Source organism: Amycolatopsis sp. MJM2582, assembly GCF_000754115.1.
GTDB lineage: Bacteria > Actinomycetota > Actinomycetes > Mycobacteriales > Pseudonocardiaceae > Amycolatopsis > Amycolatopsis japonica.
Genome location: NZ_JPLW01000008.1, coordinates 93,320 through 106,356, shown reverse-complemented (window position 1 = coordinate 106,356; position 13,037 = coordinate 93,320). Strand labels below are relative to the sequence as shown.

Here is a 13,037-nt window from a genome sequence, read left to right as displayed (position 1 = left end):
GAAACACGGGAGTCATCAATGAGGATGAGCCTCAACTACGTCACCGATGCGATCGCCGGACAGATGCCGGTCGTGGACCCCAGCCGTCCGGCCGTCGTCCTGGGCGGTGAGCCCGCCGTGTCCTGGACGGAGCTTCGTGCCCGGGAACTGCGCTACGCGCGTGCCCTGCAGCGAGCGGGCATCCGGAAAGGCGACCGGGTCGCAATCCTGCTGCGCAACTGCGTCGACTACATCGCGCTCTACCTGGCCGTCGGCCGGGTAGGCGGCATCGCCGTTCGCCTCAACTGGCGATTGACCGCGCCGGAACTCCAGTTCGCCCTCAGCGACTCGGGAGCGAGCCTGCTGCTGTTCGACGCCGAGTTCGCGGAGACCATCGAAGGCATCCGTGACGACATCGCGGTCACGACCTACGTCTCTCGCTCCTCCACCGACGTCTCCCCGGATTGGGCCACTCCCCTGCCGGTGTTCGCCGCCCAGGAATCCGACGCCACGGGCTTCCCCGACGTGAGCGCCGACGACCCGGTGTCGCTGATGTACTCCTCCGGCACGACCGGACGGCCGAAAGGCGTACTGTTCTCGCACGGCAACGCGTTCTGGATCGGCGCCATCCAGGCGCAGCGGTGGCGGATCGACGAACACACCGTCGCTCAGACCAGCGGACCGCTCTTCCACGCCGGCGGCTTCGAAGTCCTGCTTCTGCCCGCCCTGCTCGCGCACGGCACGGCGGTCACTTTCCCGTCCGGCAACTTCTCCTGCGAACGCTTCCTCGAAGTCGCCCGCCACAACGGCACGACGTCCATGCTGCTCTACCCGTTCATGCTCGCCGACCTGCTGCACAAGGACGCTGTCGAAACCCTCGTCCCCACCACGCTGCGCCGGATCGTCACCGGCGGCGACGTCGTCATGCCGTGGATCTACGACGAGATGGAACGACGCCTGCCCGGAGTCGAATTGGTGCAGTCCTACAGCCTCACCGAAGGCGGTGCCGTCAGCACCAGCCTGGAATTCGCGGTGGCACGAGGTCGCGAAAGCAGCATCGGCCGCCCGCAGGCCATGACCGAAGTGAAGGTGATCCGGCCGGACGGCACACCCACCGACGCCGGAGAAGTCGGCGAGATCTGCGTCCGCAGCGGCGGGGTGAGCATCGGCTACTGGAACCTCCCCGACGCCACCAAGGCGACCTTCGTCGACGGATGGTGTCACTCCGGCGATCTGGGCCGTGTCGACGAAGATGGCTTCCTGACGATCGCCGGGCGAGTCAAGGACATGTACCGCAGTGGCGGCGAAAACGTGTACCCGGCCGAAGTCGAAATGGTCCTCACCGGACACGAAGACGTCGCCGACGCCGCGGTGATCGGCGTGCCCGACGACAAGTACGTCGAAACCGGCGCCGCGATCATCGTGCCCGCCGAAGGCCACACGGTCGACACCGATCAAGTGCGCCGGTGGCTGACGGAACGCCTCGCCAAATACAAGGTGCCCCAACACTTCCACTTCGTGGGCGACCTACCGCGCAATGCCAGCGGCAAGGTCCTCAAGAGCGTTCTGCGCAAAACCTATGGAGGCGAACGAAATGACTGAAGCCGCGCTGCTCGAAAGGGCGGGCTCCGCGCTCCGGATCACCGAGATCACACTGGCCGATCCGCGTCCTGGCGAGGTCGTCGTCGAAGTGCGCGCCACCGGCGTGTGCCAGTCCGATGTCGGCGTCTTCACCGGGAAACTCCCCGCGCCGGTACCGCTGGTTCTCGGGCACGAGGGCGCCGGCGTGGTCGTCGAAGTCGGGGACGACGTCGAGGACCTGCAACCCGGTGACCACGTGGTGTTGTCCTGGCTGGCCAGCTGCGGCAGCTGTTTCTACTGCCAGCGAGCCGAGCAGCACCTGTGCGGCCGCCCGCGGACCATGCTCGGGGCGCACACCATGTCCGATGGAAGCACCCGGATGAGCCTGGACGGCGCCCCCGTCCGCCAGTTCTGCGGACTGGGTAGCTTCTCGCAGCGGACCGTCGTTCCCGCCGGAGCGGCGATCAAGATCCCCGACGACATCCCGATCGCCTCCGCCGCCCTGCTCGGCTGCGGTGTCCTCACCGGATTCGGTGCCGCCGTGCACACCGGCGACGTGCGCGTGGGCGACACCGTCGCCGTCGTCGGCTGTGGCGGCGTCGGACTCAACGCCGTGCAAGGCGCCCGGATCGCCGGAGCCACCACCATCATCGCGATCGACGTGCACGACGACCGCCTGGCGTTGGCCTCCGAACTCGGCGCCACCCACACCCTGACCGCGAGCCCCGACGTCGTCAAGCAGGTGCAAGCACTCACCGGCCGCCGAGGCGCGGACGTCGTGATCGAGGTGGCCGGACGACAGGAAACCGTGCAGCAGGCGATCGCCATGGCACGCCGTGGCGGCACGACGGTCCTCGTCGGCGCCGCCCCGGGCGTCGGCATCGACGAGGTCTTCGGCAACGTCGTCATGGCAGGCAAGACGGTGAAGGGCTGCCTGTACGGGTCGGCCCACATCAGGCGCGACATCCCGCGCCTGGTCGAGCTGTACCGGAGCGGCACCCTGCACCTCGACCAGCTGGTCACCGAGACCTTCCCCTTCAGCGACATCGCCAAAGCCGTCGACTACTGCGCCGCGGAACAAGGCGCCCGCGCCGTCGTCCTCGCCTGACCCTCGCCCGAAGGAGACCTCCATGTCCGGCACCATCAAGCACCTCTGGGCGCTCGACGCCCCCACCATCGCCACTGACTGCGGCCTGTTCCAACTCGGTACCGGCGGCACTCAACTCGCCGTGCCGATTCCGACGTTCCTGATCGAGCACGACCTCGGCCTGCTCATGTTCGACTCCGGACTCGACAGCAACGCCGCCGGCGACCCAGCCCGGGCGTACGGCCCCCTCGCCGAAGCCTTCGACATCCGATTCCCCGAGGACCACCGGCTCGACACTCAGCTGGAGTCGATCGGCTTCACCTCCACGGACGTGCGGCAGATCGTCATCTCGCACCTCCACTTCGACCACACCGGCGGCCTCGACCTGTTCCCCGGCGCACAAGGCTTCATCGGCGCCGACGAACTGCGCTACGCCCGCACCCCACGCGCACTCGACGCCGCCATGTTCCGAGAACACGACCTCGACGCGGCGAGCCGGATCGACTGGCTCGAAGTCCCCCGCGGCTACGACCACGACGTCTTCGGCGACGGCAGCGTGACGATCCTGTCCCTGCCCGGACACACCCTCGGCACACTCGGACTCCAGGTGCGGTTGCCCAACGGCAAGCAGATCGTCCTCAGCAGCGACGCCGCCCACCTGCGCAGCAACATCGACCAGACCACTGGCATGCCGCTGGACGTCTCCAACCCCGACAAGGAGAACGGGCTGCGCAAGCTGAAACTGCTCGCCAGCCGACCGGACACCACGGTCTGGGTCAACCACGACCCTGATGACTGGAAACTCAACCGACCCAACGGACGCCAGGTCGCCTGACTCCAGCGCCTCTGCAGGACGCTCAGGCGTTCGGCTTGAGCACTTCGAATGTCCCACCCACGGTTGCCCCGCCCAGCGTCGCCGCGAGACCGTGGTCTCGCCCCGCCTTTGGCATCTGCCACGAGCAGGGCGGGCCAGTAACAGTCGGTGACAAGATCCCGACCTTCATCTCATGCCACCGCGACCACGATTTATGCACATGGTCGGCGCTTCTCGCGATGAAGCGCAGCTTGCCGTGCGCTTGTACAACGACTCGTCGGAGCTTCGGTCCTTCGAGGGCTTCGTAGTCCACATGCACCTTGCCTGGCTTTACCTCCTGCACGCCGAACTCACTCGGGACAGCATCGACTTCCGGTACTGGCGCACTCGGGGACGAGCACGGCGGCTGGAACGGATCGACGGTGAACCGAAGCGCTGGGACCTGGCCACCTGTGTGCGGCACCGCTGGCCCGACAAGGCCGCCCCGGCGCGGGCGAACCTCGAATTCTTCGTTGCGCTGCGCAACAAGATCGAACACCGGTACGCCCGCGAGCAGCAAGCACTCGCCGTCGCCGTGAGCGGCCAGAGCCAGGCACTCCTGCTCAACTACGAGCAGGAACTCACTGACCAATTCGGAACCGGATCGTCCCTCGCCACCCGCCTGCGGTTCCCGGTCTTCGTCGGAAGCTTCACCGACGAGGGCGAACGCACCCTGCGACGGCTGCGCTCACAGCTACCCGTACCGCTGCGAACCTTCATCGCCGACTACGACGCCGGCCTCGACGCATCCGTCGCCCGAGACCCGCGATACGACTTCCGGTTACGAGTACTCCAGGAACTCGCGCCCAAGGACCCGGACGCGCTCGCGATCCAGTTCACCCGCTATGACGACCTGACCGACGAACAGCGGGCCGCTGTCGAGGCGATCGGCAGAAAAGGCTACGTCGTCGTCCGCGAACAGAAACGACCCGTCGTCGGACACGGGTTGCTCCGGCCAGCACAGGCAGCGCAAGCGGTTCAAGACCGGATCCCATTCGTGTTCAACACCAACCACTTCACAACCGCCTGGAAAAAGATCGGTGTGCGGCCGAAGGTCGGAGACCCACATCCCGAGAGGACCGACGAAAAGTACTGCCTCTACGACGAGCCACACCGCGACTACGGCTACACCGAGGCCTACATCGCCAGGCTTGCCCGCGAGTGCGCCACCGAAGCCGGCTTCCGCGCGTTACTCGGGACTGCCCCGAGAGACAAAGTAACCGGTGACTGGGTGGGAGGGCCACCACTCAGCGCGACGCCACCCTGGAGACGATCAGCTCCGTCCGCAGCACAGGAACCTCCGGGCATGGACACGATGCAGTCAGCCTGACATCTCCGACGACAAGCTCGTGCTGCACCGTCACGGACGGGTGATTCAGACATCGCAGGGCTTGCGCCGACCGAACCAGGCGAGACCATGGCAAGGTGGGACAACGCGTCCCCGGGACCGCACGTGCAGTCCGGCCCCGGGAGCAGTTGATCGCGGCACTGGTGCCCGACAGCACCCAGCGCCACCCCCAACCTGCCCGGCTACCGGCCTTGCCCGAACCGCGTCTGCCGGTGGAATCAGGCCCTGACCTGCTGATTGGCGCCGTGCGCATCGACCGGACCGGCCGCGTCAACGAACGCCTCCTGTTCCGCGCACTCGGCTGGCACCCAGGCCGGCGACTTTCACTGGACACGCTGCACGGGCTGATCGTGATCGCACCCGACCCGTCCGGCCAGCACGTCATCGATGCCCGCGGAGCTCTCACCCTTCCCGCAGCGGCCCGCCACATGTGTGGGATCGAACCCGACCGGCCCCTCGTCCTCGCCGCCTCGATCCACGAACGACTACTCATCGTCCACCCCGGCACGACCGTCGCCCGCCTCCTGACCGAGCACTACCGCGACATAACCGGACTGGATCATGACGCCTGACCCCGCCCAGATCCTCGCCGCCCGCCAGGCACTCGCCGAACTAGGCGTCACCCTCGCCGACCTCCAGGACGAACCAGCCGAAGCCCCCGGCATCCCCACACTCGCCGACTACCTCCCCCAGGTCATCGCCGCCGCAGGCCCCGGAGCCGCCCGCACCTACGGCAACTACTGGACACGCATGGCCACAGCCTGGGGCGACCAGCGCCTCGACCAGATCACCGCCACCGACATCGAGGCGATGCAACACGACGCCGCCACCCACGCCCGGACCCGCCGCAACACCCGCAACGGCCGTCATGCCAGCGAACACGTCGTCGCGGCCGCCCGTGCGATCTTCAACCGGGCCATCGCCGACGACCTCATCCCCGCCGCGGCGAGCCCCGCCCACCGCGTCGCCAAACCCCGCCGACTCCCCAGCCCACGCCGCGCACTCACCGCCACCGAACTCGACCACATCAACACCGCCGCCCGTTGCAGTGGCAACGACCCCGTCCTCGACGCACTCCTGCTCCGCCTACACACCGAAACCGCCTGCCGCCGCGGCGGAGCCCTCGCCCTCCGCCTCACAGACCTCGACACCACCCAATGCCTCGTCCGCCTCGAAGAAAAAGGCGGCACACTCCGCTGGCAACCCATCAGCCCACTGCTCGCCAGCCGCCTCGCCGACCACGCCACCGCCCGCGCCGCACACGAACCAGGCGAGCGCCTGCTGCGCTACCGAGACGGCCGGGCACTCACCACCCGACGCTACGACCACCTCTGGAAACGCCTCGGCCAACAACTCCCCTGGATCACCAACCAAGGCATCTCCACCCACTGGCTCCGCCACACCACCCTCACCTGGGTCGAACGCCACTACGGCTACGGCATCGCCCGCGCCTACGCAGGCCACACCGACAACACCGGCCCCGCCACCACCACCTACATCAAAGCCGACCTCCAAACCGTCGCCACCGCACTAGCAGCAATGACCGGACAACCCCACCCACTAGCCCAGCCATAGCAATCATTCGTCGTGGCTTCGTAGACGAGTTCGGCCTATAACAGACAATCGCTGGTGGCCTCTTGACTCTGCCTGGGCAACCCTGTCTCCGTAGGACTGCCTGGACGAACTTCACGCTCAGTGCTCAGGCCGCCCCGCGTCAACATCAACATGCGGCAGGCGTTCACCTCAGCTACCCCTGGAATTTCCCGATTCCGGCACGCCTTGCGACATCGGTCCTGACGTCACGATTTGCTCACGTCGGTCACAAAGATGACCTTGGGGACGATGAACGGTCGACGACAGGAGGTGCGATGACCCGCGCTGCCACGCAGGAGTGCTCAACCAGCACGTGTTCGAACTCGGCCGCGTTCTCGACGCGAACAAAGCCGGCGTGGTGCCGCGACTGCATCGGCGAGTTCATCTACAACGCTGGACTTCGTGCCGACGAACCATTCCCCGGGCTTCGAGCGTGGTGGCTCACGACATGCTTGACCTGCGGTGTGCAGGCGCACTATCGGCTCGAGCACATCCTCGACAAGAACCGATCCGGCGAGAAGGCCTGCCGCGCTTGCTTTTTTCGGCGCTGGGGTACACGCAACGACACAAGCCTACTCAGCGCCTTTGAACGAGCGATCAGCGATCTCCTGCAACACACACCAGAGCAGATCCTCGAAGCAGTCCCGACCGACACAGTCCGCGACTCCCTGAGTTCCAGACAGTGGCCGATGGAACGGCTCATGGCTCATCTCGACGCCCACAACTTCGACCTCGTAAGGGTCTTCGACGAAGTCATCACATCCAGCACTGTAATGGTGACGAAATGCCGGGCCTGCCAGAAGCTCGCCGTCGACCGCGTCTCCGACACTGGGTGGGGATGCACGTGCTCGCGCAACACCCGAGCCTCGGTCCCCAGTACTCCCGCCGCCGCAAAGACCTTCCTTACCGACTCTGAGTCACCAGCCCTCGAGTGGTGGGATCACGATCGGAACGATGAAACGACACTCAAGGCAGTGACTGTCCGGGCAACTCGTTTGTGTCACTGGATTTGTCCGCAGTGTTCCCTTCGTTTCACGGCGAAGGTCAGGGAGATGGCCCTGGCACCCTCTTGCCCAGATTGCAGGAGCCGGGAGCAGAGCGAATGGCGAGAAACACTGGCGCGCTGGGATGTCACCCCTGTCTCCGAGGTCCCAGAGCTGCTGGCAATGTGGGCAGATGAAGGGTCTCCTCGCGAGGTGATGGTCGGGGACTCGAGGCTTCGACGGTTCCGCTGTGACAGCGGGCACTATCCGCGGATTGCGCCAAGGCGCCTTCTCGACTCGGGCTGTCCACACTGCCGTGGCAAGAAGACCGCCGCAAACAAGAAGTGGCTCGCTGACACCCTTCCCGAAATCGCCGGTCAGTGGCATCCGACCCGAAACGGCAAGCTGACTCCACAGAATGTGGTCTGGGACTCAAAGCGGACAGTGTGGTGGCTTGCAAAATGCTGCGGACACGAATGGCAGGAGTCGGTGCGCGACCGCGACAAGTACCAGCGCCTCCGCTGTCCGAACTGCCGCACCATCCTTGGCTCGCTCGCCTGGCAGAAGCCCGAACTCGCTTCCACCTGGAGCCCCGCGAACCCAGTCAGTGCCTGGCATGTACGCCCGCACGCTACGCTCGCCTTTACACCGGAGTGGGCCTGCCCTAACAATCCAAGGCACGCATGGCAGATGCCTCTGAGCTCGCGTTCGAGCGGCGGCGACTGTCCCGAATGTCGCGAGGCCGGGAAGTCGCGCGTCGAACTGGCCCACTATGAGGCGGCTGTCGACACGTTCGGCCAGGCACGATCCGGTGCGATCTTGCGTACTACCGGGCCCGCGGCCCGCTCCTGGACTGCCGACATCAGCGTCGAGGTCGCGGGGCGCACAGTGGTGATCGAGTATGACGGGGCGTACTGGCATGCTGACAAGTCAGAGGTCGACGAGCGCAAGAGCCGCGACTTTCTTGACGCCGGCTTCCCGGTCGTCCGCCTGCGTGAGGACGGGCTCCCGCCCTTGCCCGTCAATCATCCGGAGTACCGGGAGTTCGGCGTTCTTTCGACCGCGCCGCGGCCAGCAGAGGTCATGCACCAGATCCAGGAATGGCTGCATCTGGTGCTAACCGATGGCACTGCGCAGTAGATCAAACAGCATCAGTTACTAGAGCCCGACAGGCTTGTAATGTGGCGTCGATACTCACCACTTTTGCAAGTAGCTGACTGCCGAAGGCGCATCTTTTGCTAGGGCACTACGCCAACTGAGTGACCCGGCGTTCTGCAGCCTGCCTACGATCACGATGGGATGCACACCAAGCAAGTCCGCAGCCCGAGAAAGCCAACTCTGCCCTGGACGCTCTGGCAGCTGCGGCAACTGTCCAGGCAGTATCCACTCAGCAGCAAGCCGGTCTGCTTCTTCTTCAATCTTCCGACCACGAGGATGTTCGTCATCAAGAATGACGCCAGCGTCGATGTGCTTCAATAGAACATGAGCGGTCTCGTGCAGGAGCGTGAAGAGTACTTTGTCGAGCCTATGCCCGCGGCCGGACAGTCCAATGACTGGAGTCCCGCCTAGATCGAACGATGCACCATCGATTTTGCTTCCCGGGAAGGCCTCTACATAGACCAGGCGCACTCCGACCTCAGCAAAACGCGACGGCAATCGGGCAAAGGCAGCAGGCTCTCGCACCTCCCGGCTCAAGTGCTCAGCCAAAGTCGCAAGTGCACTACTAGAGTACGAATTCACGGTACGGGTTCTGGCCAGGCGTCGCACGCAAGCCAGCCAGGTGACTTGAGTCGGGGACACTTGCTCGGCGGCGTTGCTTCGCCGGGCTGCCATCGGGAGCTCTGGAGCTTGCTCCAAATGGTCGATTTCCAGCAGTTCGCACAGCTGCTTCGCTTGTTCATGCAATGCGGCCGCGGAGATGATTCCACGCTTACGCAAGGCAGCAAGCGGCGCCCTTTGGTTGAGCAAGGCACGGAGTCGCACATCACCCAGCTGCTGTTGAATCTCACTGTCTTGCGCTTGCCTCCACAAATGGTATTCATCCTGAAGGCGCAGCCAGTACGCAGGGTTTTGCCCCATGGCGGCCGCGATTTGAGCGGCCGACTCCCGAGTAATCTCTTTCTTACCTGAAATAATCTCCGAAACGACCTGCGCTGGACGGTCGATGATCTCGGCGAACTCCGCTTGAGACCATCCCCAAGCCTCAAGCTCTTCTAAGAGGTGAACACCGACCGGGAACACTTCAACCGGCCTCACTGTCATCGCACTGCCTTCCGAGCTTCAGACGACATGATCTCCACCACTGACACACAGTCAGCCATAGTCGAGTCGAAATCCAGCAACAGTCTCGCCCCATCCGCAAGCTTGATTGAGCATCGTTCCCCGACTCCAGACGCATGGACTCGAAACTCGAGAGACCGCAGCGCCTCGATTTCACTGCGGCCTCCTGCGGCCACCAAGGTCTGATGTCGCCGCCGGACGGCCATCACCACCGACGCCGACCATTCAGCTGACCGGTAGGCCGGGTCGAACACGAGGAGTCGGAGCGTCACGTCGGCGTAACGCACTCGCATGACGACCTCCACCCATCACCTATAGGCCGATGGCCTGTACGCACGTCGGAGCGTAGCGGGTGATCACGGCGGGCATACCGTGGACACGCGCGACGTCGATCATAATCGGTGATCTGTATTCACGCCTTCACCCCTTGACTGAAGAGCGCCAGTCAGCTTATGGTACCGCCGATCAGGTCAAATTCTTCAGAGTCAAAGGAGGCCACGATGACCGCGGACACCGCAGCAAGCCGGAAGCACTACGAGATCGTCGTCAACGGCCGCGAGAAGGTTGTCGACACCGACGAAGTCACGTTCGAGCAGCTGGTCCACCTGGCGTTCAACCCTGTGCCCAGCGGACCGAACTGGGTCTTCACCGTCACCTACCGCCGGGGTCACGGTCACAAGCCGGAAGGCACGCTCAAGCCCGGCGAGAGCGTGAAGGTCAAGAAGGGGATGATCTTCAATGTCACAGCGACTGATAAGTCGTGACCCCGCACTGAAGCGTCTGCGCGACGAGGGATACTCCATCGCGATCACCGCCGGCTACCTGGTCATCGACCATGTGCCCTACGTGACACCTCGGCGCGAGGTCTCCTTCGGCACACTCGCGTGCCCGATCAACGTCGCCGGCGACCAGGTCCTGCCGCCACAAGACCACACGATGAGGTTCGTCGGTGAGCAGCCGTCCACGAGCGACGGATCACCCCTCGCGAAGATCATCAACAGCGACGGCAACTTCACCGAAACGATCACACCGGAACTTGTGGCGCGCTATTCGTTCTCCAGCAAGCCACAGTCCGGTCAATACACCGACTTCTACGAGAAGGTAACGACCTACACAGCCATCCTCGGCACTGAGGCGCACTCGCTCGACCCGACCGCGACCGCGAAGGCCTTCCGCCCGTGCCTGAACGACGGCACGGAGGACTCCGTCTTCCACTACATCGACACTGCGTCCAGTCGCTCCGGCATCAACGCAATCAGCGGCAAGGTCAGCGGCCAGCGAGTCGCCATCGTCGGACTCGGCGGTACCGGCTCCTACATCCTCGACCTGGTCGCGAAGACCTGGATCAGGGAGATCCACCTGTTCGACGGCGACGAACTCCAGCAGCACAACGCGTTCCGCACCCCCGGGGCGCTAGCGAAGGAAGACCTCGAAGAGGTCAAGACGAAGGTCAGCTTCCTCGCCGCCACCTACTCGAAACTGCGGACCGGCATCATCAAGCACGAGTACCCCATCACTGAGACCAACGTCCACGAACTCACCGACATGGATTTCGTGTTCCTCGCCTTGACCGACGGCGCAGCAAAGAAGGCGATCGTCGCCGCGCTCGAAGCGACCGAAATACCCTTCATCGACTGCGGCGTCGGCCTCTACCGAGTCGACGACGCTCTGGCTGGCCAGGTCAGGACCACGACCAGCGCTCCCGATCATCGAGACGTCGCCCGCCAACATATTCCTTTCTCCGACGGCGAACCGGACGAGTACGACCAGAACGTCCAAATCGCCGAGGTGAACTGCCTCAACGCCGTGATGGCTGTACTCAAGTGGAAGAAGCTCAACGGGATCTATCTCGATCTGGACCGCGAGTTCAACAGCGTATACGTGCTGGACGGCAACACCATGATCAACGACACCGGGGAAGCCGATGCGGACCACGATCACACATAAATTCGTCGAGACGGTCCCCGACCATGTCGAGGACGGCATCGTCTACGTCAGCCTCACGTACGCCACCGCGGTCCACCGCTGCTGTTGCGGATGCGGCCACGAAGTCGTCACCCCCCTGCACCCCAAGCAATGGTCGATCACCTTCAACGGCGAGGCGATCTCACTATCGCCATCCATCGGCAACTGGAGCTTCGCCTGCAGGTCCCACTACTGGATACGCGCTGGACACATCCATACCGCCCGCACGTTCACCCGCGCAGAGATCACACACCTACGCGCTGATGACCAAGCCCTGCTCGATCAGCACTACGCTCACCCACCGCAGAAGCCATCCGACGACCCGACCGAGTCCAGTCTTAAATGGCGGGGCGGCATCAAGGCATGGTTCCAACGCCTGCGCCGCCCATGACACTGCGTCCACACGTAGCTAGGTGGTTCGGACGCGGGACGGGATCGATGTCCGAAGTGGGTGCTCAGACTACCGGTCCATCAAAGCAGGGTCGTGATGAGAACCGGCGGGAACTTCCTGGTCTACACATGTCGACCGCTTCAAGACGCCATTCGAACAACCTCTGAGCATTCCCACAGTACCTAGAAAGTCCATACCGCCCACGCTGTTCACCAGCAGAGCATCCAGCCCGCGCGCCGTCGCGCGAAGATGCCGAGGACGCGTCAGATCTCTGGGAGGCACTATTGGACTACATGTTTGAGCTGATCGCAAAATTCACTGCGTTTCAACAACGGCGCAAGACGCCCGCTGTCAGCGCAGACAAGCAGTGACAGGCCCTCCGACGCTACTGGGTGGCGCAACGGTCTCGAGGTCATGTATCTTCCATACATGACCTCCCAGAAATTAGGAGATCTGCCAAGGATTCGTGACCGCTCCCCCCTCGGACACCGCTTTAGGTGAGATCTCACCAGTTACGAGAACCTTCACTCAACACTACCGAGTGAAGGTTTCTTCATTTTCTGGGGATCCACCACCGCTCTTTGGCGATTCGACCGGAGTAGACGGCGGGCGCACGACGGATGCCCACCGAATGAGCTGATGGCTTGTCTGTCCGCCGTTAACAATCTGATATCCTGAAATGAAAAACCTGTCTCCAAGCCCACGAAGGTCGGTCGCAATTATAGTCAGGCCGTTATTCAAGAAGGGAAAGTGCTCGCGTTCCGCCGACTGGAGAGTTCCCATAATTCGGCTATTGACCGGGTTCTGAGCTCCAAGGTCAAGGCGAACATTGTCGTCAAATATGCCGACGCGCACTTCACCGGAGTCATCTTTTAAAAGTTTCAGGAGCTCGATTGCCGATATTAGACCTATGTAGGCTTCACTCACCCTGTCTGTCGCAGGTATCGTCTGACGCTTTTCAAAGTTGAACTGCACGT

The 13,037-nt window shown here is 63.8% G+C and carries 12 protein-coding genes; 10 read left to right on the top strand and 2 right to left on the bottom strand.

What is annotated here, in order from left to right; translation table 11 throughout:
• Nucleotides 1-18 precede the first annotated feature (18 nt).
• From ED92_RS37915 to ED92_RS37885, 7 genes are all read left to right on the top strand, one after another.
• The gene (locus ED92_RS37915) at nucleotides 19-1,581 is read left to right on the top strand and encodes a class I adenylate-forming enzyme family protein (protein WP_081976042.1); all 1,563 of its coding nucleotides are present in this window, start codon (nucleotides 19-21) and stop codon (nucleotides 1,579-1,581) included.
• Entirely contained in the window at nucleotides 1,574-2,668 is a 1,095-nt protein-coding gene (locus tag ED92_RS37910) for a zinc-binding dehydrogenase (protein ID WP_037347183.1), read from the top strand. The genes ED92_RS37915 and ED92_RS37910 overlap by 8 nt, the downstream gene beginning before the upstream one ends.
• A 22-nt stretch (nucleotides 2,669-2,690) precedes the next feature.
• Entirely contained in the window at nucleotides 2,691-3,482 is a 792-nt protein-coding gene (locus ED92_RS37905; RefSeq protein WP_037347179.1) for an N-acyl homoserine lactonase family protein, read from the top strand.
• A 199-nt stretch (nucleotides 3,483-3,681) separates the two neighbouring features.
• Nucleotides 3,682-4,830 (top strand): DUF3644 domain-containing protein, encoded by a 1,149-nt coding sequence (locus tag ED92_RS37900; RefSeq protein ID WP_235213490.1) that lies wholly within the window; start codon nucleotides 3,682-3,684, stop codon nucleotides 4,828-4,830.
• A 146-nt stretch (nucleotides 4,831-4,976) separates the two neighbouring features.
• Nucleotides 4,977-5,420, top strand: coding sequence for a hypothetical protein (locus ED92_RS37895; RefSeq protein ID WP_152611133.1), 444 nt, complete (start codon nucleotides 4,977-4,979; stop codon nucleotides 5,418-5,420).
• Entirely contained in the window at nucleotides 5,410-6,423 is a 1,014-nt protein-coding gene (locus ED92_RS37890; RefSeq protein WP_037347174.1) for a site-specific integrase, read from the top strand. Before ED92_RS37895 ends, ED92_RS37890 begins: the two co-directional genes overlap by 11 nt.
• A gap of 293 nt (nucleotides 6,424-6,716) precedes the next feature.
• Complete coding sequence (locus ED92_RS37885; RefSeq protein ID WP_037347172.1) at nucleotides 6,717-8,564, top strand: zinc-ribbon domain-containing protein; 1,848 nt, start codon at nucleotides 6,717-6,719, stop codon at nucleotides 8,562-8,564.
• 54 nt (nucleotides 8,565-8,618) lie between these two features.
• Here the strand turns inward: ED92_RS37885 and ED92_RS42235 are convergent, their stop codons facing one another.
• Nucleotides 8,619-9,686, bottom strand: coding sequence for a HigA family addiction module antitoxin (locus ED92_RS42235; RefSeq protein WP_081976040.1), 1,068 nt, complete (start codon nucleotides 9,684-9,686; stop codon nucleotides 8,619-8,621).
• Nucleotides 9,687-10,204: 518 nt separating this feature from the next.
• On the opposite strand from ED92_RS42235, the gene ED92_RS37870 reads away from it, so the two are divergent.
• Genes ED92_RS37870 through ED92_RS37860 form a run of 3 tightly spaced genes read left to right on the top strand, consistent with a single transcriptional unit; the run spans nucleotide 10,205 to nucleotide 12,060 of the window.
• Nucleotides 10,205-10,468: a multiubiquitin domain-containing protein gene (locus ED92_RS37870; RefSeq protein ID WP_037347164.1), complete on the top strand. Its 264-nt coding sequence runs from the start codon at nucleotides 10,205-10,207 to the stop codon at nucleotides 10,466-10,468.
• Nucleotides 10,443-11,651 (top strand): ThiF family adenylyltransferase, encoded by a 1,209-nt coding sequence (locus ED92_RS37865; protein WP_037347162.1) that lies wholly within the window; start codon nucleotides 10,443-10,445, stop codon nucleotides 11,649-11,651. The genes ED92_RS37870 and ED92_RS37865 overlap by 26 nt, the downstream gene beginning before the upstream one ends.
• Complete coding sequence (locus tag ED92_RS37860) at nucleotides 11,629-12,060, top strand: DUF6527 family protein (RefSeq protein ID WP_037347160.1); 432 nt, start codon at nucleotides 11,629-11,631, stop codon at nucleotides 12,058-12,060. The genes ED92_RS37865 and ED92_RS37860 overlap by 23 nt, the downstream gene beginning before the upstream one ends.
• A gap of 534 nt (nucleotides 12,061-12,594) precedes the next feature.
• On the opposite strand, the gene ED92_RS42230 is transcribed toward ED92_RS37860, so the two are convergent.
• Nucleotides 12,595-13,035: an AIPR family protein gene (locus ED92_RS42230; protein WP_081976039.1), complete on the bottom strand. Its 441-nt coding sequence runs from the start codon at nucleotides 13,033-13,035 to the stop codon at nucleotides 12,595-12,597.
• Between the last annotated feature and the right edge of the window lie 2 nt (nucleotides 13,036-13,037).

What these genes read in the sequence shown, in the direction of transcription:
- ED92_RS37915 (WP_081976042.1), top strand. Translation starts at nt 19, where the DNA reads ATGAGGATGAGCCTCAACTACGTCACCGATGCGATCGCCGGACAGATG.
- ED92_RS37910 (WP_037347183.1), top strand. Translation starts at nt 1,574, where the DNA reads ATGACTGAAGCCGCGCTGCTCGAAAGGGCGGGCTCCGCGCTCCGGATC.
- ED92_RS37905 (WP_037347179.1), top strand. Translation starts at nt 2,691, where the DNA reads ATGTCCGGCACCATCAAGCACCTCTGGGCGCTCGACGCCCCCACCATC.
- ED92_RS37900 (WP_235213490.1), top strand. Translation starts at nt 3,682, where the DNA reads ATGGTCGGCGCTTCTCGCGATGAAGCGCAGCTTGCCGTGCGCTTGTAC.
- ED92_RS37890 (WP_037347174.1), top strand. Translation starts at nt 5,410, where the DNA reads ATGACGCCTGACCCCGCCCAGATCCTCGCCGCCCGCCAGGCACTCGCC.
- ED92_RS37885 (WP_037347172.1), top strand. Translation starts at nt 6,717, where the DNA reads ATGACCCGCGCTGCCACGCAGGAGTGCTCAACCAGCACGTGTTCGAAC.
- ED92_RS42235 (WP_081976040.1), bottom strand. Translation starts at nt 9,686, where the DNA reads ATGACAGTGAGGCCGGTTGAAGTGTTCCCGGTCGGTGTTCACCTCTTA.
- ED92_RS37870 (WP_037347164.1), top strand. Translation starts at nt 10,205, where the DNA reads ATGACCGCGGACACCGCAGCAAGCCGGAAGCACTACGAGATCGTCGTC.
- ED92_RS37865 (WP_037347162.1), top strand. Translation starts at nt 10,443, where the DNA reads ATGTCACAGCGACTGATAAGTCGTGACCCCGCACTGAAGCGTCTGCGC.
- ED92_RS37860 (WP_037347160.1), top strand. Translation starts at nt 11,629, where the DNA reads ATGCGGACCACGATCACACATAAATTCGTCGAGACGGTCCCCGACCAT.